General features: G+C 46.5%; 23 protein-coding genes and 1 other RNA gene. 6 read left to right on the top strand and 18 right to left on the bottom strand.

Annotation, left to right across the window (positions count from 1 at the left end; all coding sequences use genetic code 11):
- Nucleotides 1-52: 52 nt before the first annotated feature.
- Both relA and rlmD read right to left on the bottom strand, forming a co-directional pair.
- A complete protein-coding gene (gene relA, locus AACV32_RS02620; RefSeq protein WP_010319794.1) occupies nucleotides 53-2275 on the bottom strand; it encodes a GTP diphosphokinase in 2223 nt (740 codons plus the stop codon).
- 63 nt (nucleotides 2276-2338) lie between these two features.
- A complete protein-coding gene (gene rlmD / locus AACV32_RS02615; RefSeq protein ID WP_170895611.1) occupies nucleotides 2339-3661 on the bottom strand; it encodes a 23S rRNA (uracil(1939)-C(5))-methyltransferase RlmD in 1323 nt (440 codons plus the stop codon).
- 183 nt (nucleotides 3662-3844) lie between these two features.
- On the opposite strand from rlmD, the gene barA reads away from it, so the two are divergent.
- Nucleotides 3845-6625, top strand: a complete 2781-nt coding sequence (gene barA, locus AACV32_RS02610; RefSeq protein WP_017050472.1) for a two-component sensor histidine kinase BarA — start codon at nucleotides 3845-3847, stop codon at nucleotides 6623-6625.
- Nucleotides 6626-6718: 93 nt separating this feature from the next.
- Here the strand turns inward: barA and acpS are convergent, their stop codons facing one another.
- The 11 genes from acpS to rpoE form a co-directional block, all read right to left on the bottom strand.
- Nucleotides 6719-7099 carry a holo-ACP synthase gene (gene acpS, locus AACV32_RS02605; protein ID WP_017047439.1) on the bottom strand — a complete coding sequence of 127 codons (381 nt, stop codon included), beginning with the start codon at nucleotides 7097-7099 and terminating at the stop codon, nucleotides 6719-6721.
- Between the two features lie 9 nt (nucleotides 7100-7108).
- Nucleotides 7109-7840, bottom strand: coding sequence for a pyridoxine 5'-phosphate synthase (pdxJ, locus tag AACV32_RS02600; protein ID WP_013856034.1), 732 nt, complete (start codon nucleotides 7838-7840; stop codon nucleotides 7109-7111).
- A complete protein-coding gene (gene recO / locus AACV32_RS02595; protein WP_026027280.1) occupies nucleotides 7837-8565 on the bottom strand; it encodes a DNA repair protein RecO in 729 nt (242 codons plus the stop codon). The genes pdxJ and recO overlap by 4 nt, the downstream gene beginning before the upstream one ends.
- 47 nt (nucleotides 8566-8612) lie before the next feature.
- Complete coding sequence (era, locus tag AACV32_RS02590; protein WP_010319802.1) at nucleotides 8613-9587, bottom strand: GTPase Era; 975 nt, start codon at nucleotides 9585-9587, stop codon at nucleotides 8613-8615.
- Nucleotides 9580-10257 (bottom strand): ribonuclease III, encoded by a 678-nt coding sequence (gene rnc / locus AACV32_RS02585; protein ID WP_010319803.1) that lies wholly within the window; start codon nucleotides 10255-10257, stop codon nucleotides 9580-9582. Before rnc ends, era begins: the two co-directional genes overlap by 8 nt.
- A gap of 36 nt (nucleotides 10258-10293) precedes the next feature.
- Complete coding sequence (gene lepB, locus AACV32_RS02580) at nucleotides 10294-11190, bottom strand: signal peptidase I (protein ID WP_170895610.1); 897 nt, start codon at nucleotides 11188-11190, stop codon at nucleotides 10294-10296.
- 94 nt (nucleotides 11191-11284) lie between these two features.
- Nucleotides 11285-13078, bottom strand: a complete 1794-nt coding sequence (gene lepA, locus AACV32_RS02575; protein WP_026027281.1) for a translation elongation factor 4 — start codon at nucleotides 13076-13078, stop codon at nucleotides 11285-11287.
- A 112-nt stretch (nucleotides 13079-13190) separates the two neighbouring features.
- The gene (locus AACV32_RS02570) at nucleotides 13191-13661 is read right to left on the bottom strand and encodes a SoxR reducing system RseC family protein (RefSeq protein WP_017046485.1); all 471 of its coding nucleotides are present in this window, start codon (nucleotides 13659-13661) and stop codon (nucleotides 13191-13193) included.
- Complete coding sequence (gene rseB / locus AACV32_RS02565) at nucleotides 13658-14638, bottom strand: sigma-E factor regulatory protein RseB (protein ID WP_170895609.1); 981 nt, start codon at nucleotides 14636-14638, stop codon at nucleotides 13658-13660. The genes AACV32_RS02570 and rseB overlap by 4 nt, the downstream gene beginning before the upstream one ends.
- Nucleotides 14635-15258: a sigma-E factor negative regulatory protein gene (locus AACV32_RS02560; protein WP_170895608.1), complete on the bottom strand. Its 624-nt coding sequence runs from the start codon at nucleotides 15256-15258 to the stop codon at nucleotides 14635-14637. The genes rseB and AACV32_RS02560 overlap by 4 nt, the downstream gene beginning before the upstream one ends.
- Before the next feature lie 34 nt (nucleotides 15259-15292).
- The gene (rpoE, locus tag AACV32_RS02555; protein WP_026027282.1) at nucleotides 15293-15865 is read right to left on the bottom strand and encodes an RNA polymerase sigma factor RpoE; all 573 of its coding nucleotides are present in this window, start codon (nucleotides 15863-15865) and stop codon (nucleotides 15293-15295) included.
- A 405-nt stretch (nucleotides 15866-16270) separates the two neighbouring features.
- Here rpoE and nadB point away from each other — a divergent pair, with 405 nt between their 5' ends.
- Nucleotides 16271-17878 (top strand): L-aspartate oxidase, encoded by a 1608-nt coding sequence (nadB, locus tag AACV32_RS02550; protein ID WP_170895607.1) that lies wholly within the window; start codon nucleotides 16271-16273, stop codon nucleotides 17876-17878.
- A gap of 54 nt (nucleotides 17879-17932) precedes the next feature.
- On the opposite strand, the gene AACV32_RS02545 is transcribed toward nadB, so the two are convergent.
- Together AACV32_RS02545 and AACV32_RS02540 are read right to left on the bottom strand one after the other, a co-directional pair.
- Complete coding sequence (locus AACV32_RS02545) at nucleotides 17933-18382, bottom strand: protein YgfX (RefSeq protein ID WP_306690709.1); 450 nt, start codon at nucleotides 18380-18382, stop codon at nucleotides 17933-17935.
- Nucleotides 18330-18590, bottom strand: coding sequence for an FAD assembly factor SdhE (locus AACV32_RS02540; RefSeq protein ID WP_010319812.1), 261 nt, complete (start codon nucleotides 18588-18590; stop codon nucleotides 18330-18332). Before AACV32_RS02540 ends, AACV32_RS02545 begins: the two co-directional genes overlap by 53 nt.
- Nucleotides 18591-18737: 147 nt before the next feature.
- Between AACV32_RS02540 and ygfZ the strand changes: the two genes are divergently transcribed.
- Nucleotides 18738-19709, top strand: coding sequence for a tRNA-modifying protein YgfZ (gene ygfZ / locus AACV32_RS02535; protein ID WP_170895605.1), 972 nt, complete (start codon nucleotides 18738-18740; stop codon nucleotides 19707-19709).
- A gap of 639 nt (nucleotides 19710-20348) precedes the next feature.
- On the top strand, nucleotides 20349-20555 hold the full coding sequence (locus tag AACV32_RS02530) for a DUF1107 domain-containing protein (RefSeq protein WP_010319814.1): 207 nt from the start codon (nucleotides 20349-20351) through the stop codon (nucleotides 20553-20555).
- Between the two features lie 74 nt (nucleotides 20556-20629).
- Here AACV32_RS02530 and AACV32_RS02525 read toward each other — a convergent pair whose 3' ends face one another.
- The 3 genes from AACV32_RS02525 to AACV32_RS02515 are packed head-to-tail and all read right to left on the bottom strand — an operon-like array spanning nucleotide 20630 to nucleotide 23641.
- A complete protein-coding gene (locus AACV32_RS02525) occupies nucleotides 20630-21859 on the bottom strand; it encodes an FAD-dependent 2-octaprenylphenol hydroxylase (protein WP_017048689.1) in 1230 nt (409 codons plus the stop codon).
- Between the two features lie 12 nt (nucleotides 21860-21871).
- Nucleotides 21872-23053 carry a 2-octaprenyl-6-methoxyphenyl hydroxylase gene (ubiH, locus tag AACV32_RS02520; RefSeq protein WP_170895604.1) on the bottom strand — a complete coding sequence of 394 codons (1182 nt, stop codon included), beginning with the start codon at nucleotides 23051-23053 and terminating at the stop codon, nucleotides 21872-21874.
- Nucleotides 23054-23065: 12 nt separating this feature from the next.
- Nucleotides 23066-23641, bottom strand: coding sequence for a YecA/YgfB family protein (locus AACV32_RS02515; protein ID WP_017046479.1), 576 nt, complete (start codon nucleotides 23639-23641; stop codon nucleotides 23066-23068).
- 243 nt (nucleotides 23642-23884) lie between these two features.
- Here AACV32_RS02515 and AACV32_RS02510 point away from each other — a divergent pair, with 243 nt between their 5' ends.
- The gene (locus AACV32_RS02510) at nucleotides 23885-24193 is read left to right on the top strand and encodes a cell division protein ZapA (protein ID WP_010319818.1); all 309 of its coding nucleotides are present in this window, start codon (nucleotides 23885-23887) and stop codon (nucleotides 24191-24193) included.
- Nucleotides 24194-24213: 20 nt separating this feature from the next.
- Nucleotides 24214-24398, top strand: a non-coding RNA gene (ssrS, locus tag AACV32_RS02505) — 6S RNA.
- Nucleotide 24399: the final 1 nt, after the last annotated feature.

Genomic DNA, 24399 nt, shown 5'->3' with positions numbered 1-24399 from the left:
TCGCGATTTAATTGCGATTCACGCCAATAAGAGTGTTACTGTGATATGAAATTTAGCCTAGGCGTTTCACCAACATGACATCTTTGATCTGCTCTACTCGCATTGATACTCGTGACAGCGCTTCGATGTTGCTCACTTCAAGATCAAAATCCATGATGATCAACTGTCTTTTGTAGTCGCTACGACTTTTCATGCTGATGACTTTCACTTTCTCATTCGCAAGCAGGGTGGTGATGTCTTTGAGTAACCCACCTCGCTCCATCGCTTCAACGCGCAAAGTCAAAATATAGGTTCCAACAAACCCGCGCCCCCAAACGGTATCAATGATGCGTTCAGGTGCGTGATGGCTCAGCTCTTCTAGCTGTTCACAGTCACTGCGATGGACTGAAATACCACGCCCTTGAGTAATGTAACCTTTGATCTCATCACCTGGGATAGGTTGGCAACAGCGCGCTAGGTGTGTCATGAGGTTATCTACCCCTTCCACTACAACGGCATCTTTGTGCGCTCGATGTGGCTGAGCTGGACGAGTTTGCGCATCTTGCAATTTTTGCAGTGCTTGTTGATCTTCTTGCTCAGCGGTCGGCTTATTCACCAACGCATTGATGTGATTAACAATTTGGTTGATTCGCAGATCACCACTGCCAATGCCGACGTACAGCTCGTCAGGCGTATTGACGTTAAAACGTTTGAGCGCATATTTATCGGCATCTTTTAACGTGGCACCGATTTTGGCTAATTCTGATTCGAGGATCTCTCGTCCGGCTTCAAGGTTTTTCTCGCGGCCTTGTTTACGGAACCAGGCGTTAATCTTGGCGCGCGCACGGCCTGAATGAACAAACCCCGTTGCTGGATTTAGCCAATCACGCGAAGGATTCGGCTCTTTTTGAGTGATGATTTCGACTTGATCACCCATAGATAATTTATGAGTAAATGGAACAATACGACCCGCGACTTTGGCACCGATACAGCGATGCCCCACTTCAGAGTGAATATGGTAGGCAAAATCAAGCGGCGTGGCTCCCATGGGTAAATCAACCACATCACCACGAGGTGTAAAGGCGTAAACGCGATCATCAAACACCTGGCTACGCAGCTCGTCGATCATCTCACCCGAATCAGACATCTCTTCTTGCCAATCAAGAAGCTTACGCAACCAAGTAATTTTCTCATCGTAACCGCTGCGGGCAACCGTTGCGCCCTCTTTATATTTCCAGTGCGCAGCAACCCCAAGTTCAGACTCTTCATGCATCTGCTTAGTACGAATTTGAATTTCGATGGTTTTGCCTTCTGGCCCTAAAATCACCGTATGAATGGATTGATAGCCATTCGGTTTCGGATTCGCAACGTAATCATCAAATTCGCTAGGCAGGTGTTTGTATTTGGTATGAACAACGCCCAAGGCGGCGTAACAGTCTTGCAGTTGATCAGCAATAATGCGAACCGCACGCACATCAAACAGTTCATCGAAAGCCAACCCTTTCTTCTGCATTTTGCGCCAGATGCTATAGATGTGTTTCGGACGGCCACTCACTTCAGCATTGATATGAGAAAGCTTCATCTCGGCGCGCAGATCTTCGACAAAATCGTGAATATATTGTTCACGCACGATGCGGCGCTCGGAAAGCTGCTTAGCAATTTGTTTGTAGGTATCGGACTGCTGGTAGCGAAATGCGTAATCTTCAATTTCCCATTTGAGCTGACCAATGCCCAAGCGGTTTGCTAAAGGGGCATAGATATTGGCGCACTCTTTGGCCGCCACACGGCGAATTTCGTCAGGTTCATCTTTTACTTCACGTAAATTACAAATGCGCTCCGCTAATTTGATCACCACGCAACGAAAATCATCTACCATCGCAAGCAGCATGCGGCGAACGTTATCCACCTGCTCTGAAGCTTCACTGCCTTGCAAGGTGACGTTTAACTGACCAAGTGCCGCCATCTCTTCGACACCATCAATCAGCTTCACTATGCCTTTACCATAGGTCTCTTCTAATACTTCACGGTCAAAAAGCCCACTACTGACGATAGGAAAGAGCTGAGCCGCGACTAAAGTGGCGCGATCCATCGATAAGGTGATCAGGATTTCGATCATTTCACGGCCGCGCCACAGCAGTAGCGGTCCTTTGGCCTGACCTTCTAATAACGTTTCACACTGACGATATACGTCCGTCAGTTTAGAAGCTGTGCTTTTATCTTGATGTAAACTCGCAATCCATTTATCTAGCTCAAACTGTTCGTCTGGATTCAAGTGTGCGCTTCGTACCGCAACCATCTGATTCGTCCTAGTTTTATAGTTTGTGGTATTCGACTAACTTCGACTGAGTTAGTTCTCTGTCTACCGACTTTTTACAAATAGCGCCATCGATTCTAAATGACTGGTGTGTGGAAACATATCCAACATGCCAAGTTTTACCAACTTATAACCTTGGCTGAGTAAACTTTGACTGTCTCTTGCCAGTGTCGCCGGGTTACAAGAAACGTACACCACGCGCTGAGCGCCGAGTTTAGCCAATTGGTCGACAATGCCTGCCGCCCCGGCTCGCGCTGGGTCGAGTAGTACTTTAGCAAATTTTTGCTTTGCCCACGCTTGCGTTGACATATCTTGTTCCAAATTTGCTTGGTAGAACGTGATATTGTCGATTTGATTGCGCTGCGCGTTTTGTGTCGCTTGCTCAACCATCTCATCCACACCTTCAATGCCCACCACCGATTGAGCATATTGGGCCATCGGCAAACTAAAGTTCCCTACGCCACAAAATAGGTCCAACACTCGGTCATTCTCAGTCAAGGCTAACCATTCCAATGCTTGAGCCACCATTTTTTGGTTTATTTGGCGATTGACTTGAATAAAGTTGGAGGGCAAAAATTCGATAACTGATCCGGTTTCGCGGTAGCTTGCCATCTCTCCGTGAAGACGTTCGAGCTGATCGCTTTCTGGCATCACATACAAAGTGAGATGCTGCTGCTGAGCAAACGCCAGCAGCGCCGCGTGATCTTCACTTGGCAGCGGCTGAAGATGGCGCAACACCATCACCGCGCCTTGATCACCCAGCACCAATTCAACATGGCCAATCGCTTGCTGAGATTTAAATTGCGTTAACAGCGCTTGGATAGGTGTAAGTAGCGTGTTGAGTTGTGGTTCTAGCACTGGGCAGTCCGTCACGTTAACGATTTGCTTGCTCTGCTTTTTGCGAAAGCCAAATTGCAGCTGTTGCTGCTTTTTGTCCCACAACACGCTGATGCGGGCGCGGCGGCGATAGCCTTTATCGGCGCAACTTATTGCGGGGCTCAATGCCAACGTTTGTCCGGCGAATTTACTCATCAATTGCGAGAGTGTTTGCTCTTTGTGCGCCACCTGCGCACTGTGCTCTAAATGCTGCAGATCGCAACCACCACATTGACCGTAATGGCGACAAAATGGCGTCACGCGTTGTTCACTGGCCGTTAAGACTTTAATCAACTGACCGCGAGAGTATTTATTTTTGCTTTCAGTTAGCTGCATCAGCACTTGCTCACCGGGCAGCGCGCCATCAACAAAAAGCAGTTTATTATGTTGATAAGCGATACCAGAACCTTGATGATCAAGACGTTCAATCAATACCGTTTGATGTTTTGTTTCTAATTGCGCTTTCTTTTTCGGTTGGAAAAAACGTGCCATGCTCTGTGCCTAAGTAAAATTAAATCGATGTTTTTTGCCCTAGCGTCACTATTTAGTGCGGGGATGATTGTCGAACTTACTCGACTTGATTAAGCTAGCCGTCAATTAAACGATTTTCGTACAGGCTTGCTCATCAAATTGCGGGCTATTTTCCCATATCCACACCACGATGTTTAGACAATAATGACCAGATATGGCTTACGCGCGCGCGTTATTACTTTAACCTTAGCTCCAACCTTAATTATCGGCTTGTTGCTCAGTGCTTTTTTCTCATTCAATCGCTACCATGATCTGGAAAAACAGGTGATCAATGCGGGGGCAAGCATCATTGAGCCCTTGGCCATTGCTAGTGAAGACGCCTTAAAAAACCAAAGCCGTGAGTCGGTGCGCCGAATTATCAGCTACGCGCATCGGAAGAACTCTAAATTTGTCCGTAGTATTGCGGTGTTTGACGCCAACCACGAACTGTTTGTCACCTCGAACTTCCACCCTAACTTTGAAAGCTTAACTTATCCAAAAGAGAAACCCATTCCGATTTTAAGCAGCTCAAATCTCACCGAGAACACTTTAATACTGCGCACGCCAATTTTGGCTGAAAACCGTCTAACCGAAGGCATAAATGCCAATACATCAACGCCTGCGCTCGGCTATATCGCGATAGAGTTGGATCTCTCTTCATTGCGTTTACAACAGTATCAAGAGGTCTTTTCCGCCTTTTTAGTGCTTGCGCTTGGGCTCGGTTTATCAGGGATGTTCGCATTCCGACTCCTGCACGATGTGACTCGCCCTATCTCACACATGAAAAACATGGTGGATAGAATTCGTCGCGGCCACCTTGATGTGCGGATCGAAGGCAAAATGCACGGTGAGTTAGATTCGCTCAAAAAAGGGATCAACGCGATGGCGGTATCGCTATCGGAATATCACGTCGAAATGCAGCACAGTATCGACCAAGCCACCTCGGATTTGCGAGAAACCTTAGAGCAGTTGGAAATCCAAAACGTTGAATTGGACATTGCCAAAAAACGCGCCCAAGAAGCCGCGCGCATAAAATCAGAATTTCTTGCCAACATGTCCCATGAGTTGCGCACGCCGCTTAACGGTGTCATTGGCTTCACCCGCCAAATGCTCAAAACCCAGTTGACGAATAGCCAAGCAGATTACTTACAAACCATTGAAAAATCGGCCAATAACTTATTGAACATCATCAATGACATTTTGGATTTCTCCAAGCTAGAAGCCGGTAAGTTAGCGCTGGAAAATATTCCGTTCGAGTTTCAAGAAAGTTTGGAAGAGGTGGTTAACCTCCAAGCGACCAGTGCTCATGAAAAAGGATTGGAAATTACTCTTAAAGTGGATCAAAAAATCCCAGCAGGCTTGGTCGGTGACCCACTTCGTATCCAACAAGTGTTGACCAACCTGGTCGGTAACTCGATTAAGTTCACCGAACGTGGCAACATCGACATCAGTGTTGAATTGCGCTCACAACGCGACAATGTGGTTGAGCTGCAATTTATGGTGCGCGACACCGGCATTGGTATTTCAGAGCGCCAACAAGCACAACTGTTCCAAGCCTTTAGCCAAGCCGATGCCAGTATTTCTCGTCGCTACGGCGGTACTGGACTTGGTTTGGTTATTACTCAGAAATTGGTCAGCCACATGGGCGGTGAAATTAGCCTCACCAGCCGTCTTCACCAAGGTTCCACCTTCTGGTTTACGCTGCGTCTTAATACCACTGAAATGCCGATGAGCGACTGGCTTGATCCACATATTTTGAGCAATAAACAGCTGTTGCTCGTTGAACCCAATATGCAAGCCGCCTCCATCATCCAGCAAATGTTGGTGCAGGCAGGGTTGAGCGTCACATATCGAGCGGTGATGCCAGAAGAGACGGATCGCTTCGATTATGTATTACTCAATTTAGCCCCAAGTAGAGAGACTGATTTAGATTTGGTTGAGCAGTGGGTCACAAAGGCTATTCAGCTTGCCGACAACGTGATTATCGGTACACCAAGTACCGAGCTCGCACTATCCGATTATTTAATGCAGCATCATCCAGTGCAATGTATTACCAAGCCACTGTCGCGTAAAAAATTGCTGCAACTGTTAATCGCGCACCAACCGGTACAGCCTGCCATTCAAGATCTACCGATCACACTCGATACACTGCCCCTGAAAGTAATGGCGGTGGATGATAACCCTGCCAACCTCAAACTGATCATGGCCCTGCTGCAAGAACGTGTTGAAACCGTCATCGCTTGTACGAATGGCCAAGAAGCGGTCGAACAAGCAAGCCGCCAGAAATTTGATATGATTTTGATGGACATCCAAATGCCACAGATGGATGGGGTCACCGCTTGCCAGGAAATTAAGAAAACGGTACTCAATCACCAAACGCCCGTGATTGCGGTAACGGCTCATGCAATGATCGGAGAGCGCGATCGTCTGCTGAAAGAAGGAATGGATGATTACCTCACTAAGCCGATTGAAGAGCACATCTTGCAGCAAGTGTTAGCACACTGGAACCCCTACGCCAACCGTAAACAGTTGGAGAAATTACAACTCACAGAACAAGTTATACCGTCGCCGTCACAGGAAGCTGAGCAGCCTAATCACACCATTATCATTGACTGGCAAAATGCACTCAAACAATCAGCCAACAAGGAAGATTTGGCCAAAGAGCTGCTACAGATGCTAGTTGATTCGATTCCACAGGTGAGCCAAGTCGTCAGTATGGCGTTGGAAGATGATGAATACTCTACTCAAGATCTACTGCACCATATTCATAAACTGCACGGCAGTTGCTCATACAGTGGCGTCCCCCGCTTGAAAAAAGTGTGCGCGGCGCTCGAACAGGCATTGCGCTCAGGCAAATCCATCAGCGATGTCGAACCAGAGTTATTTGAATTACAAGATGAGATGGACAAAGTAATCGCCACCGCTAAACCGTATTTAAGCGAATGAGCAATTTAACCCAAGAGACAATTTAACCGAATGAAAAAAGGGGCTTGCCGCTCAGCAGTATTTGCTTGTCAGCAAGCAGAGAAGATTGACAGATTAAGACTCTAAAATCACCGTCGCCACCGCATAATGACGCTCATCAGAAATGGTTAGGTGAATGTGATTCACACTGGCTGTGGCAGCCAACTGCTTAGCCTTACCTGATAGTATTAGCACGGGTTTTCCGTTGGCGTCGTTGGTGACGGTAAAATCCTGAAAGCTAACGCCATGCGCAATACCCGTACCAAGCGCTTTAGATGCCGCTTCTTTAGCGGCAAAACGTTTCGCTAAATAGCGCCCTTTTTTCTTGAGCGAATGGAACACCGCCAATTCATCTTGGGTTAGCACCCGCTCGGCAAAAGCATCGCCACTGCGTGACAATGCTTTTTCTATGCGTTCAATTTCCGCAATATCAGTCCCTAAGCCGATAATCGCCATCGGTAGACCTTATTTGCGAGCCGCTTGCATGATGGCTTTCATATCGGCGACCGATTTTTCCAAACCATCAAATACAGCACGCCCGATAATCGAGTGACCAATGTTGAGTTCGTAAATCTCAGGCAATGCAGCAATGGCAGCTACGTTGTGGTAAGTCAAGCCGTGACCAGCGTTCACCGTAATACCCAAATCACTCGCATAGCTCGCAGCCGCCGCAATTTTCTTTAACTCATCTTGCTGATCCGCTTCGGTTGTTGCATCGGCGTAATGACCAGTATGCAATTCAATAAACGGTGCACCGCAAGTTTTAGCCGCGTTAATCTGCTCACGATCAGCATCAATAAACAGAGAGACTTTGATGCCTGCAGCGGTCAGTTTTTCGGTTGCCGCTTTCACTTTGTCAAGCTGTCCTAATACGTCCAGCCCACCTTCCGTCGTTAGTTCTTCACGCTTTTCAGGCACTAAACACACAAATTCAGGTTGGGTTTGCAGAGCAATATCAATCATTTCGTCGGTAACGGCCATCTCGAGGTTCATTCGAGTTTGCAACGTCTCGCGTAAAATACGCACATCGCGATCCTTGATATGGCGTCGGTCTTCACGTAGGTGAATGGTAATGCCATCAGCTCCGGCACGCTCTGCCATTTCAGCAGCATGCACGGGATCTGGGTATTTAGTACCGCGGGCATTTCGTAACGTGGCGATGTGATCGATATTAACGCCTAAGTAAATTGCGCTCATTTTCCTATACTCCGTACTCTGGAAAAACTAGACATGGGCAGGAAAAGCTCCCTGCTTTTTAAAGGTTTGCCGCCAAGATACGGCTTTAACGCTATGCGTGTAAAGCGTTTTGCCGCTTGAAGCTGCTCTTTACTGACAAAGCGCCGCTCACTAATGGCAATCAACTCATCGCCCATAAACGTGAGGTTATCGCGCCTAACAGATGCGATAAAACCTTTTTGCTCGCGATAGCGATAAGTCATGCGAGGATCGATGGCTTCTCCCGTTCCGGCGCAATGCAAGAAATCAACGCCATAACCCATTGAAGCTAGCAACGCGAGTTCAAAACGGCGCAGTGCTGGTTCTGGATTTTCACACTGAGCCAACTCGGTGAGTGCATGCAGATAATCATGGAACAGACCTGGGCAAGGCACTTCTTGCGCAAGCACGCGGCCAATCAGCTCATTGACGTACATGGCAGAATAGAGATGAATACCACTGAGCGGTAAGCCAAGGCTAATCGGTTCAGCTTGGCGCAAGGTTTTCATTGAACCGTTGCCTGACCATTTGAGCAATAAGGGGGTAAAAGGTTGCAGTGCACCTTTTAAGTTTGATCGTTTACTGCGTGCGCCTTTGGACATTAAGGTGACGCGGCCATACTCCTCGCTAAACACATCAAGGATTAGGCTCGACTCGCTATAAGGACGTCGATGAAGGACAAAACAGCGCTGTAAACCGTCTGACATATCAGCACTCAAAGGTGAGCGATGTTCTCGCCCACCTCGAATAGAGGTTATAGATCGTCAATATAACCAAGGCTACGAAGGGCACGTTCATCATCTGCCCACCCGGATTTCACTTTCACCCAAGTTTCTAGGTAAACCTTGCGACCAAACAACTCTTCCATGTCTAAACGCGCTTCACGGCCGATGGTTTTGATTTTTTCACCACCTTTGCCGATCACCATTTTTTTCTGGCCGCTGCGTTCAACGAGGATCAACGCGTTGATATGAAAACCATCGGTTTCAGGGTTATAGTCAAAACGTTCAATTTCAACGGTTACTGAATACGGCAGCTCTTCACCAGTAAAGCGCATCAGTTTTTCACGCACAATCTCGGAAGCCATGAAGCGCTGCGAGCGATCAGTCACATACTCTTCAGGGAAGTGATGCGTGGCTTGAGGTAAATGCTCACGCACATGTTTACGCAATACATCGACGTTTTTGCCATGTTTTGCCGCAATCGGCACGACATCAACAAATTCCATTTTCTTCGATAGCTCTAGCATATGCATCATTACATCGTTACGATCTTTCACGTTATCGACTTTATTGACACACAACACTACAGGGAAATTAGCATTGCGTAACTTGTTGAGCACCATTTCATCATCGGCGGTCCACTGAGTGCCATCGACTAAGAACAGCACTAAGTTAACATCACTGAGTGAACTACTTGCCGCACGGTTCATCAAGCGGTTAATCGCACGCTTTTCTTCGATGTGTAACCCCGGAGTATCAACGTAAATCGCTTGGTACGGTCCCTCTGTATCGACACCCATAATGCGGTGACGAGTGGTTTGAGGCTTGCGCGATGTGATGGATATCTTTTGTCCCAGTAAGTTATTCAGCAGGGTTGATTTCCCGACATTGGGGCGACCCACAATGGCGATAAAACCACAGTGCTGCTCACCACTTTCCGGAGTTGCTTCATTGCTGTTGGTGTTTGATGCGAAGTACGCATCCAAATCAAATTCGTTATCAGCCATTTGTCAGTTGCTCTAGTGCAATTTCAGCCGCCGATTGTTCAGCTTTACGACGACTGGTGCCTTTACCAATTACAGGCGTTCCCATTCCTGCTACATCACACGATACCGTAAATTCTTGGTTGTGTGCTTCACCTTTAATATTAGTCACTGTGTAGATAGGCAGTTGCTTTCTTCTACCTTGCAGAAACTCTTGTAGGCGAGTTTTTGGGTCTTTTTGCGATACGCCCGGCTCAATGGCGTCAAGGCGCTCTTGATACCAGCTCAAAATAATACGCCGTACTACTTCAGTATCGCTGTCTAAATAAATCGCACCAATGATGGCTTCTACGGCATCAGCAAGGATTGAATCACGGCGGAAACCACCACTTTTCAACTCACCTGGACCTAATTTTAAGTAATCTCCTAGGCAAAATTCTCTGCCCAGTTCAGCCAATGTGTGACCACGCACAAGCGTAGCGCGCATACGACTCATATCCCCTTCGTTAATTTTAGGGAAACGGTGGTACAGCTCATCAGCGATGACAAAACTTAAAATTGAATCGCCCAGAAACTCAAGACGTTCATTGTGCTTACCATTTGCACTGCGATGTGTCAGTGCTAAGGAAATAAACTCGGGATCATTAAATGAATAACCGAGTTTAGTTTCTAATTTACTAATTGGAGAATTCATGCTCTCTCGATGTAGTGATGGCTAGCCAAAGCTAGCCTAGTTAATGCCACCAATGCGGTTAAAACGCACACCAGTTGGGATCCACGAAGGTAAAACGCTATCGGCACCACGTTCAAACTCAAAACTTATCCAAATACCGACCGCTTTACCGACTAAGTTTGCTTCTGGAACAAAGCCCCAGTAACGGCTATCAGCACTGTTGTCACGGTTATCACCCATCACAAAATACTGACCTTGAGGAACAACCCATTCATTAACGCCATGGCGTGGTTGATAAGCATCAACACGATCACGACGCAATGGATTGATCAAAATCTGGTGTTCAACCTGACCTAACTTTTCATTCACTTGAATTAAAGGGATGTCATTTTGGTTGAACTCACTCTCTTCAACATTGGACAGTTTGACCTGTTTACATTCTGTTGAACCTTGAGCTTGAATACAAATCTCTTTGTTGCTGCTATAACGAACGGTGTCGCCCGGCATGCCGACCACGCGCTTGATGTAGTCAATGCTTGGTTGCGGCGGGTATTTAAAGACCACGACATCACCACGCTCTGGTTTACCAGTTTCGACCAGTTGAGTACGCCATACGGGGTCTTTCAAACCGTAAGCGTATTTCTCAACTAAGATGAAATCGCCCACCAGCAACGTTGGCATCATTGAGCCAGATGGAATCTGAAAAGGTTCGTACACAAAAGAGCGTAGCACCAGCACAAAAGCAATCACAGGAAAGATGGAAACACTGTTTTCAATCCACCAAGGTTGCGCGGAAATTTTGGCGCTGAGTTTGCCATCCAAGCCGTTGGTTTGCGCTTCAATAGCGGCCATCTTCTGTTGACGTTTTTTCGCCCACACCAACTTCTCCAGCACCCAAACTATGCCAGTCACTAATGTGACGATCACCAAGATGAGTGAAAATGTATTCGCCATGGAGTTCCCTTATCTAAAAATACGAAAGTGAAAGAGCCGAAACTCTTTCACTTAAATGGTGACTGCTGCATGCATAAGAAAGCCAAAGCAATGCTTAATCTTTACCTACGTGCAAAATGGCAAGGAAGGCTTCTTGTGGCAACTCAACATTACCAATTTGCTTCATGCGCTTCTTACCTTCTTTCTGCTTCTTAAGCAGTTTTTTCTTACGGCTAATATCACCACCGTAACATTTCGCCAGTACGTTTTTACGCAGCTGCTTCACGGTTGAACGAGCAATAATGTGGTTACCGATCGCCGCTTGAATCGCGATATCAAACATTTGGCGAGGGATAAACTCTTTCATTTTCTCAACCACTTGACGACCACGCGTTTGCGAATTGTCTTTGTGAGTGATGATGGCTAGCGCATCCACTTTGTCACCATTTAGCAAGATATCCACACGGACCATGCTTGAAGCTTCAAAGCGTTGGAAACCATAATCAAGTGATGCATAACCACGAGAAGTTGACTTCAAGCGGTCAAAGAAATCAAGCACCACTTCGGCCATCGGCACATCATAAGTCAAGGCTACTTGGTTACCGTGATAGACCATATCAACCTGCACGCCACGTTTTTCAACGCACAACATAATGACGTTACCCAAATATTCAGAAGGGGTCAAAATGTTACAACGCGCAATCGGTTCACGAATCTCTTCAATGTCGTTCACCGCAGGCAATTTAGCAGGGCTATCAACATAAAGCATCGTGCCATCGGTCTTCTTCACTTCATAGACTACCGTTGGCGCAGTGGTGATAAGGTCAAGATCGTATTCGCGCTCTAAACGCTCTTGAATAATCTCCATGTGGAGCATACCCAAGAAACCACAACGGAAACCAAAACCAAGGGCGGCCGAACTTTCTGGCTCATAGAATAACGAGGCATCGTTTAGGCTCAGTTTACCTAACGCATCACGAAAGTTTTCGTAATCATCAGAAGAGACAGGGAAAAGCCCCGCATACACCTGCGGTTTCACTTTTTTAAAGCCTGGCAATGCTTTTTCACACGGATCTTTCGCGCTGGTCAGAGTATCACCTACAGGAGCGCCGAGAATGTCTTTAATACCACAAACCACCCAGCCCACTTCACCAGTGTTCAACATGGTTTTGTCGACTTGTTTTGGCGTAAAAATACCTAAACGGTCAATACCCCAAGTTTGGCCTGTGCTCATCACTTTAATCTTGTCATTTTTCTTCAGCGCACCATTTTTCACTCGCACTAAAGAGACAACACCTAAGTAGTTATCAAACCAAGAATCGATGATTAACGCTTGCAGCGGCGCAGCAGGATCGCCCTCAGGAGCCGGAATACCAGAAACGATTTTTTCTAGCACTTCATCCACGCCAAGGCCTGTTTTCGCAGAGCAGCGCACTGCGTCAATAGCATCGATGCCGACGATATCTTCAATTTCTTCCGCTACGCGTTCAGGCTCTGCGGCTGGCAAATCAATCTTATTTAGGATTGGGACAACTTCAAGGTCCATTTCAATGGCGGTATAACAGTTAGCCAATGTTTGCGCTTCAACGCCTTGACCGGCATCCACCACCAATAGAGCACCTTCACAGGCGGCTAAAGAACGGGAAACTTCATAAGAAAAGTCAACGTGTCCAGGAGTATCGATAAAGTTGAGCTGGTATGTCTCGCCATCGTTTGCTTTGTAATCGAGCGTCACACTCTGTGCTTTGATGGTGATGCCACGCTCACGCTCAAGGTCCATAGAGTCTAGAACTTGAGATTCCATTTCACGATCACTTAATCCACCACAAACTTGGATCAAACGGTCAGATAGGGTCGACTTACCATGGTCGATGTGGGCGATAATCGAAAAGTTACGAATGTGCTTCATAGATTTGGGATGACTAAACTCTTGAAAAAAGGGACATAAGAAAGCCACATCAAGCGGCGTTTCCATAAAGTTGGCCGATTCTACCCAATTTCGGTAGGGTTCGCATCATAAATTAGGCGATAGGTTCACCAAGGACTCGGACCAAAACCACCTCTTGCTGCGATCGTTTTTCAAGAACCACAGAACAACGTTTGGCAATTCCGATCCCCAGCGCGATAAAAACAGCGGCCGTGATGATCACGATGCCCTCACCTAAACCGAGCCAAGGGGCCAAGAGGCTCTCACCCAGCCAAGCGCCGAACATCATCATAAAAAGCGGCACCAAATACACTAAGGCTGCCGATTGAAGCAAGCTTTTTTCGGGGAAACCGATTTCAACCGTCTGGCCTTGCTTCACTGGTTTTTTCGTATCGAGTTGCCATAACAGCGCTTTGTTACCAATCGCTTTCGATACGATCCCAGTACCACAGCTTTTGGAGGACGAACAACTGCTGCAACTTGTCTGCTGCTGACAACTGAGTTCAACGTGAAACCCTTTAGCATCAGGTTGAACAGCGGTGACTGTTGCTAACGCCGTCATCATGGTTTGGTTGCCTCTGTTGAGGGCGCCGCAGGCTGGACAAACGTCACCGATTGAGCAATGCGCTGCGCCGTTGCCGGTGGAATATCACCGACCACTGAGATTTCATTGTTTCCTTTCACCACACTATGCAAGGTACGGCGGCCTTGACGAACCAGTTGGCCTTTCAGCGAATGGTTGTCACTATCGGAAATATAGACAGAAAAACTAAATAGCCCATCACTGAACATCTGGCTCTCTACCAAACGCTCAGTAATCGCCATACGATAACGGTTAAGCTCTTTGGGTTCAAAGCCTTCAGGTTTCCAACTCACTTGCCAAAAACTTTCCGTAAGGTTGCCTTTCGGTAACGTTAATACCTCGGGTAACTCAACGTCATTTAGCCCTTGCATCGCCTGCGCTAATTTGTCGCTAATGGCGTAAGAGATAGTGCGATATTGCTCAAGCACCTCGCCGTCGCGATCGACTAAATCAGCTCGCAATGGCAAGTTACTGGTCTCATCTACCCACAAAATATAGGAATAGCGTAAGCCATCTTTCGGCACCACTCGCACCACTTGGCAAGCCGTGCCCGCTTCACGTGCACGGCCAACTTTGACGAAATCGTAGTAACGGCCTAATTCAGTGACATTGCTGGTTAGCATCGGAATCATCGGCGCAACCATAGTGCTTGACTCAATGGTGAACGGTTCTACCCCAGGTTCAATGTAACTCACTTCATTGCCACGGCGAATCACTTCACGGATCGGGCCGCTGAGATAAACGAGATGCGCAAATTGCTGATCGCCTTGACTTGCATGACGATACAGCAGTGGATCGATGCTGTTTTTCTTAATCAGAATGTAAGACAGCTCATAATTTAAATGCTGACTGGCCTCGTTCATTTGAAGCAACAAAGCCTCTGCAGGTTGGTCTTCTGCAAAGGCTAATGTAGAGTTCAAACTGAACAGCGCCAGTGCACTGATCAGGAATTTATTCATTCAACTACCGATTCAAGTACATCGTTATTTGGGCTTGCACTTTCACTGTTCAGGCGAAGTTGCAGCTCGTAGTCTTGCAATAATGCGTTTACGCGGCGACGTTGTTCTTGCACGCGGCTTTCGCTGGTTTGGCGCTCTACTGAATCACGCGTTAAGCTCACTGGCTCTGCGCTGCCAGCCAACGGAATGGTTTGCAGTACGGGTAATTGGTCGTTTTGATTCACTCCTGAATCACGGCCACCGTATTGTTGAACACCTAAAATCACCACAAACGACACACACGCAGCAACCGCAACCTGGCCAAATTGGGAAAGCCAAGCCGGTAACTGCCGACGAGCTTGAGCTGGCGTCGGCTGAGACTCACGGCTTGTATCACGAAAATCAATAACCGAAGCAGATTGTAAACGACTGTGTGCGGGTTCGTCATCCAATGCTAACGCGACGCTCTGTGCAATATCCCACTCAGCTCGGACTGGGGCATCTCCACGCATCACATCACCAACCAAATGGTAATTTTTCCACGTTTGCAAACTTTCTTGGTCGAGCTCTAATTCTTGAATGAGCGCTTTATCGACCATTTCCCCATCCATGAGTGCTGAAAGTCTTTCTTTGTCAGCCATTATTTATTCACCATTTTCGTTACCGGTTTGAGCGCTATAAAAGAGGTTTAATCTTCTTTTCTACCGCTTCACGAGCACGGAAGATGCGAGAACGCACCGTTCCTACAGGACAATCCATGACTTCTGCTATTTCCTCGTAACTTAAACCATCCAGTTCACGCAAGGTCATCGCAGTTTTCAAATCTTCAGGCAACGCTTCTATCGCACCAAAAACGACCCGCTGCAATTCTTTCGACAACGTAATGTTCTCAGGGTTCGATATTTCTTTTAATGCGTTGCCACTTTCGTAATATTCAGCATCTTCAGCATCAACATCGCTAGCGGGCGGTCTACGACTTTGGGCTACAATGTGATTCTTAGCGGTATTAACAGCAATACGGTATAGCCAAGTGTAAAAGGCACTCTCTCCGCGAAAACTTGGGATAGCCCGATACGCTTTGATGAACGCTTCTTGTGCGACATCGGCTACATCTCCGGAATTGCTCACATACCGAGAAATAAGGTTGCAGACTTTATTTTGGTACCTTAAAACCAAAAGGTTAAACGCTTGCTTATCTCCACTCTGAACTCGCTCAATCAATACTTGATCGGTCAGTTGCTCGTTCATTCGAGCCTGTACTCCTATTGTTATTCCCCTTACCTTCTCAGATATGGGCATTCATTATGCAAAATGTAGTATTGACACCACCGCTTACATGAGCACTATTGTGACTCAAGGGAGAATAGAAAGTTCCATTCTGTCTAAAAATATTTGCCAAGCATTATTCAATAAATGTGATCTAATTTCACTATAGGGGATCCCCAATATAGTGAGGGTCGATAAGACGAAAGACAATGGCATTTACAAAGTATTGCATCAAATCTTTCTCTACTGCTATTGGCTTGAAGCCATAGCGATACCGTTAGTGGATAAACCTTGCGGCTGAATCACTTCAAGAGTATAGATACATGCAATGCATATTTAAAATGAGAGTTGGACAACTCTACTCTAGTTCGGGAATTTAAAAGTTTTATGAACGCAAACCGTGAACATCTATGCGATGTATTAGTCGTAGGCAGTGGCGCAGCGGGTTTATCGCTCGCACTACGCGTAGCAAAACACAGTAAAGTCATTGTACTGAGTAAGGGACCACGCAGTGAAGGTGCCACTTATTACGCTCAGGGAGGTATTGCCGCTGTTTTTGACGAATCAGACAGTATTGAGTCACACGTCGAAGACACTCAAATTGCGGGCGCAGGGATCTGTGAAGAGGATACTGTCCGTTTCATCGCCGAGCATGCTAAAGAGTGTGTTCAGTGGCTTATCGATGGCGGCGTTCCTTTTGACAGAGAAGAAAATGACAGTGATGAAGCACCTCGCTATCACTTAACTCGTGAAGGCGGCCATAGTCATCGCCGCATATTGCACGCGGCTGACGCCACTGGCATGGCAATGCAAACCTCCTTGCAAGATAATGTTCATAATCACCCCAACATTACTATCCTTGAACGTCACAATGCACTGGATTTAATCACCGAAGATAAAATCGGTGGTGATAAAAAAAGAGTGGTTGGCGCTTATATTTGGAACCGCAATGAGGAACACGTTGAAACGATCCGCGCTAAGTTTGTCGTTTTAGCCACGGGCGGCGCCTCAAAAGTGTATCAATATACCTCTAACCCTGATGTTTCCTCAGGTGATGGTATCGCAATGGCGTGGCGTGCAGGATGCCGAGTGGCGAACCTTGAGTTCAATCAATTCCATCCAACTTGTCTTTTCCACCCTGAAGCACGTAATTTCCTACTGACAGAAGCACTACGTGGAGAAGGCGCTTTTTTAAGACGCCCAGACGGTTCACGATTCATGCTCGATTTTGATGGACGTGCCGAACTGGCTCCTCGTGATATCGTGGCTCGCGCCATCGACTATGAGATGAAGCGTTTAGGTGCTGATTGTATGTATCTGGACATCAGCCACAAACCGGCCGATTTTATTGAAAAACATTTCCCAACCATTTATACACGCTTGATGGATTTGGGCATTGATATGACCAAAGAGCCGATTCCGATTGTTCCTGCGGCGCACTACACTTGTGGTGGCGTTATTGTCAATAAACAAGGTAAAACGGATCTGCATAACCTGTATGCGATCGGCGAAGTTAGCTACACCGGTTTGCACGGTGCTAACCGAATGGCGTCGAACTCGCTATTAGAATGTGTCGTTTATGCTTGGTCAGCGGCAAAGGATATTTTAAAAGGATTACCAACGGCTCAGCTCCCACCAAGCTTACCCGGTTGGGATGAAAGTAAGGTCAATAACTCTGATGAAGAGGTCGTAATCCAACATAACTGGCATGAACTGCGCCTATTTATGTGGGATTACATGGGGATTGTCCGCACAGATAAGCGCTTAGAGCGAGCACTACGCCGCATTCAATTACTGCAACAAGAAACCCACGAATACTATAGTCATTTCCGCGTTTCAAATAACCTGCTTGAGCTGCGTAACTTACTGCAAGTGGCAGAGTTGATGGTGCGTTGTGCTATGCAACGTAAAGAGAGCCGCGGTTTGCACTACACGCTCGATTATCCAGAGTTAGCCGAAAATAGTGGTCCAACTATCCTAACGCCAGACGAGTAACCTCGCCAACGATCATCTGTTAGCGTCAAGTTGACCGAATGAATAAAGGAGCGTTTATCGCTCCTTTATTGTTGGTGATTGGTTATGGGTAACCTGCCGAAGCTGCACCAATAAACGGCGATAATCCGCTTCCACACAACTGTCGCGCCACACTAGATAGTGCTTACCTTGTTGTGCATAAATGATCAACACCATAAACGCAAACTGTGTAGAAACCTTTTCAATGGACAGGTTCTGGTCGGCACATTGCCACTCACCGTGACTCGTGAGCTTGAATTGGCCGATTAAGCTAGGGACTAACAGTGAGGTACTCTTTTGCGCCGTGATAAGAGGTGCGTAAAATAAGGGGAGCGTTACAAGTGGAATGGGCGATATCAATAATGCCCACACGGCTATCATCAAACAAATGAAGTTAGTAATGCGGGCAAAATGGGAAGAAAATAATACGAAATTAACGCACTTTGCTGAGGTTGTGAGCAACAATTTTATCCACCATTGCCGCATGCCCAAGATTTTCGCTACGACCATGCCCCATGATCCAAGTAAATAGATCAGGGTCGTCAGACTCAAGTAGGGAAACGAAATCTCGTTGCTCATTTTCATTCAGAGAATCAAAGCACTCTTCAAAGAACGGCATCACAACTACATCGAGCTCTAACATTCCACGACGGCATGCCCACTTGATTCTTGCTTTTTCTTCAGTGGTGTACATCGGTTTTCCTCACCTTATGTTTATTTGCGTTGAGTGTATCAACTGGATGAAGATACAACTAGTAGATGAGTCACAGTCCCTGTTCAAGCTGACAAAAAAAAATTTCCGGATTAACATGGGGCTCAAGATTCTCTTTAGGTAACGACTATGGACTGGCAAAACACATTGACACCTCTCGCAGTAACCGCCAATGACTCACTTCCACCACTGATGCTGACTCATCTTGCATCCTGGGGCACTATCATCATTTCAGGCAATGATAAAAAAGCCTATTTGCAAGGCCAAGTGACCTGTAATGTCGTCACTCTTGAACCAACACAGTCAACCTTAGGTGCCCATTGTGATGCGAAAGGCAAAGTGTGGTCCGTCTTTCGCCTGTTCCACCATCACGATGGTTATGCGATGTTCCAGCCTTTATCAGCAATAGAGGCTGAATTAAGAGAGCTGAAAAAATACGCTATTTTTTCTAAAGTCAATATCAGCCAGAGCCAAGACGTCGCACTGGGCGTTATGGGCGAACAAGCTGAGCAATATATCAATACATTAACGGCGGATGAAGGTGAGGTGCGTTTGATTGACGGTGGTAGCGCCATCAAAATTTCATCCCAACGTTGGCTATTACTTGTTTCAGAGCAAACCGCGCAACAGCTCATGACGCAAAGTGAAGCACTGAAAGTCACCGAGGAAACGTGGACTCGCTTTGATATCGAAGAAGCAGTCCCCGTCCTTGGTCAAGCGGATCAAAATGAGCACATACCGCAAGCCGTTAATCTTCAGGCCTTTAATGGTATCAGCTTTAATAAAGGGTGTTATACAGGTCAAGAAACCGTCGCTCGTGCTAAATATCGAGGTATTAATAAACGTGCAATGTACATCCTTCAAGGCAATATTGAGCAACCGCTAAGTAATGATCAACCAATCATGATCGAACGCTCAGTTGGAGAAAACTGGCGTAGTGCTGGGCAATTAATGGTTCACTACACGTTTGCTGATAATACCGCTATCGGTTTAGTAGTCTTACCAAACAATCTCGAGCCAGAAACTGAGTTTCGTCTTGCAAGCCAACCAAACACTCGTTGGTTTATGCAAGCTCTCCCCTACTCTCTTACTGACGAATAAGCTTCTTCCTCATATTGACCATGCGCCTCTTTACGAGGCGTATGCTTTCTAACACTCGCCTATCTCGAATAAATTTCAGGAAAAAGAATGCAATAATGTAATCCATTACATTGGCACGTGATCGCTCTCTAAATCACACAACATCAGAGGTGAATTTTTAGTCACTCTTGAAACATAAATAGTCACAAGGTTTATTTTGACGTACTCTTAACAATGCTGGTCAGGACAAACGAAAAGTTGTCCTGACCAACAAAAAAGTGAATCCACTGATTGTTTCAGGACATCCACTTTTTGTGTAATGCATCTGTGACTATTCGCCCGCCTATTATTTAAGCGGGCTTTTTTTTAGGCTATTCTTAACCAAAATTTAACACTTTCCATAAACAGCAGCTATTCTTTAAAGTGTAATATTTGTCGTGCTTAATATGCACCAAGTGAATGGTGCACTGAGCATTTTTTGTTAGCACTATTTTGAGGAGATAATCACGCAAACATGGGTATTTATCCAACATTTTGCCTACGGCAGCACAAATATCCAAAAGAGTCACCAATAACTGCATATTCCTCTATGGCAATCACACTATTAGAGGCGCAATTTATTTATAATTTGCAGTGTTAGAATAACAGAAGGATCGAAGTATGAGACTGTTTAAGCGCTATACGCCAGGTATGATAGCTAAACACGTAAGTCGGCTTTTTAAAGGAAGAATCTATATTTACGGGGTTGGAAAATTTGAATTCGATAATGGCAAACTGATCTTGCCAGAGCGCGCAGACAAGCGCCACTTTCAGACGGTGAAGGAAGTGAATCAGGAAATCATGAGACTACGCTGCGCCTACGCATAATACGAGTTTCATTAAAGAATTTTAAAAGGGTTGGCCATAAGCCAGCCCTTTTGCCATCATTAGGTTAATCACTGTTAGGGCTCAAGCAGCACCATTTTACTCTTGGCAAGATCAGGTAAATCACCTTTTAAACCCAGTGCTCTTTTCATAATCTCATCTTTGGCTCCAGGAAGTTGTCCAGCCAACTGCATGCCAATGCCACGGATCAGTTTCTTCGCCGGGTTATCACCTTCAAAAAGGTCTTTGAAACCTTGCATCGCGGCAATCATTTTGGCGGCTTCTGTTTTTCGCCAACGTTCATAACCTCGCAAATTTTTGAGCAAACCAATATCTTCACCTTGATGCCACAACGCGAGTAGTTCTTGAGCTAAGCTTGCAGCATCAAGTAAACCTAAATTAACACCTTGCCCGGCTAGCGGGTGGATGGTGTGCGCCGCATCACCAACGAGTGCGATTCGTTGTAAAGCAAAATCTCGGGCATAACGCATTTTAAGTGGGAAAGCAGCACGTTCACCGACCACCTCACACAAACCTAAACGATGATCAAACTCAGCGGTCAGTATCTTATTGAATTCGAGCTCAGACAAGCTGAGCAAGCGCTGCGCTCGGTTGGGCTCTGTAGACCAAACGATTGAGCTCATATGAGGATCAGACATAGGTAAAAAGGCCAGCGGACCTTGTGGTGTAAACACTTGCCTTGCCGTCGATTGATGTGGTTCCACCGTGCGGACATTTGCCACCAGCGCACTGTGTCCATAATCCCAATGGGTTAATGGAATGTCTTGCTGCTGACGAACCCAAGAGTTTGCGCCATCGGCTCCTACTATCAATTTTGCGGTGAGTGATTGACCGTTATCGAGCGTTAGCCACGCTTCACTTTCACCGACAGCCAGCGATTGGCATTGAGCGGGCATAAAGAGTGTCACATTCGCTTGCTTTTGTACTTGTTCGAGTAAGGCTAATTGAATGACGCGGTTCTCAACAATGTGTCCCAGATCCGGCTGAGTCATCTGATTGGCACTAAATTCGATCCGCGCAAAACTATCGCGTTCCCACACTTCCATCGCCGAATAAGGCGCAGCGCGACGAGAAGTAATACCTTGCCATGCACCAAGGTTTCGCAACATGATTTCACTGGAACGGCTTAAGGCGGAGACTCGCACATCCGGCAGCTCTGCAAGTTCAAGGCTGGGTACTCGGCCCTCAATCACGGCGATGCGCAGTTCGCTATGCTTTAATGCTGCGGCCAGTGCAAGGCCAACCATTCCGCCACCCACAATGACAATATCGACACTTTGCATCATATACAGACCCTTTTATCTATTCACTACGCCAAGCGTTCGGCGCAGTAGCGGCATTTTCAGCCACGGTAAATTATCCATCACCATGAGGCCTACATTGCGACCAATACGAGTGGTTAACCAATCATTGGAAAAGAGATGCACCAGGGATGATGTCAGCTTAATGGTGGCATCACGATCCGCTTCTCGGCGTTGGGAAAAAGCTTGTAAACCGCGATAGCAGCCAACATCGGCTTGCTGCTTGATAAGCTCATCCGCCAAGCTTGCCACATCTCGAATACCTAAGTTAAAACCTTGTCCCGCAATCGGATGTAATGTCTGAGCGGCATTGCCCACAATGGCAAAACGATGTGAAATGTTCTGCTCTCGATAACGCAGTTGTAATGGATAGCAGGCACGAGTGCCCACTTTATTCATTCGCCCTAAACGCCAACCAAACGCATCTTGAAGCTGTGCTAAAAAACCCTCATCACTGAGTGAAAAAACTCGCTCGGCTTTCGCGGGAGGTAAACACCAAACTAAAGAGAGTCGATTATCACTCATTGGTAATAACGCGACAGGACCATCGGCGGTAAATCGTTCAAACGCTCGTCCTTGGTGAGCTTTTGAGCTCACAACATTAGCAATAACCGCGACCTGTTCAAAATCATGCTCTTGTTGGATGAGGCCGATTTGCTCGCAGCAGGTCGATATCGCCCCATCAGCTGCGACCAATAACTTAGCTTGGATCGTTCGTTGATCGTTAAGGGTGACAGTGACCTTATCCATACTGCGTTCCACTTGCTGAACCGCGCTTGGGCAAAATAACTCAATATGCGGGCTCTGCTGCATTTTTTGCGCGTAAATCTGCCCAACATCGGCTAATTCAACCACGTAACCTAATGCTTCTAAATCGAGTTGCTGACAAGTGATATCGGTCATCCCAATATGAGACCGATCCGACACATGAATATGTGTAATTGGGGTGGCGACCTCTTGCAGCGACTGCCACAAGGAGAGATTTTGCAAAATTTGTACGCTACCGTAGGATAAAGCAATTGAACGCGAATCAAAGCCGGGATGGGCGAGCTTATCATCCAGCGGATGCGCTTCGACCACAGCAATCGCAAGCTTTCCTTGAGAAAGCGTATCTAAGGCCAACGCCAGTGTTGCACCGGCCATCGCCCCACCAGCGATAATCACATCAAATTGCTTCACAGTCATCTCTCTTTAATGCACGGTCGGCTGAGTTTCTTGTAGAGGTTTGATACCAAATTCAGCATGAATTGTTAACACACAAGCTTTTATATGCTCGATGACGTGTTCCAAAAGTTGAGCTTGCTCATCCAAGTCATCCTCTTCATCGATACCGAGCTTGGCAATTTCTTCTAGATCAGCCAAGGCCTCTTTAGTCTCTGCGGACGCTTTTTTCAAAACAACCCCAATCAAGCCAAGCCCAGAAATAAAGTGATTTACCCAGTCGGCTACGCCATCAGCCAAATCAAATACACTGGCACTCGCCTCTTCATCTGGCAACAGTAGTGACAACTCCATCCCGCTACCAGTGAGCTCTTCGATTGTAAAGGTGAGTACTTGTTCAGCCAATGTCAACGGACGATCTGGCCAACCCATACCTTCGTTAGTGTAATCAAAAATAAGTGGCTGCCAGCTCTTATCATTTAAGCCCAGACCACCGGCCAGCATGCCCGTTAGCAACCCATGCAACTCAGCAGGGTTAACCGCAAGTGCTGCAGATTGAAGGGCAGTGGCAAGAGAAAGATAATCCGGTAGTTTTTTTTCGCTCATGGGAAGCTCGTAATAAAATCAAATAAGCGCGATCCTACCACTTAGCTTCCAATGCGAAAATGCTCAAAGCGTTAATTGTGGGTAGCTTTTACTCAATTTGCCTAATAACTGTGTTTTTAGTCCCTCATTTTTTACTGCTCGCTTTGAAAAGCTTGAATCTTAGGGCCGCTTTACCTATAGTTTCCACCTCGATGGGCATGTGAGTGGCACCATCTTAGACAGCGCGATAAGAGTTCATCCATCATGAGTAATCAAGCGGTAGACGTAGAAATTTTAGGAAAATTGACTCGTGTGAATTGCCCTGCGGGACAAGAGCAGTCTTTAATCCAAGCGGCGCAAGATCTTGATAACCGATTGAAAGAGATGGCAGAGCGTACTAAAGTTACCAATGAGGTAAAGCTACTCACGATTGCTGCGCTCAACATTTGTTATGAATTGCAAACCAAAAACAATGAGAGCCTAGGCCAACAAAATCAATTAACCGAGCGCATGGAACAGCTCGCTGCATCTCTTGAAGATGCCATCAGTAAAGTGAAGCTAGGACAGCAGTAGTCTTTACCAGCGTGACCAAATTTACCCTAGAGTGTTTGTCAGCCGGATTTAAGTCCCTGAGCCGATAAGCAACACCAAAGGGTTAGTACTTGGTAGCTATTGAGCAAGCTCGGCTCGTACCGAGAAGCCTGCGGTTACCATTGCTGATCCGCCTTGAACCAGCTGGTTCAAGGGCCAAAATCCGCAACGGCACTCTGGGGTATCCT

It is taken from the genome of Vibrio sp. B7 (assembly GCF_963888765.1).
Taxonomy (GTDB): domain Bacteria; phylum Pseudomonadota; class Gammaproteobacteria; order Enterobacterales; family Vibrionaceae; genus Vibrio; species Vibrio anguillarum.
The sequence above is the reverse complement of the archived record's forward strand: the minus strand, read 5'-3'. Positions and strand labels throughout refer to the sequence as shown.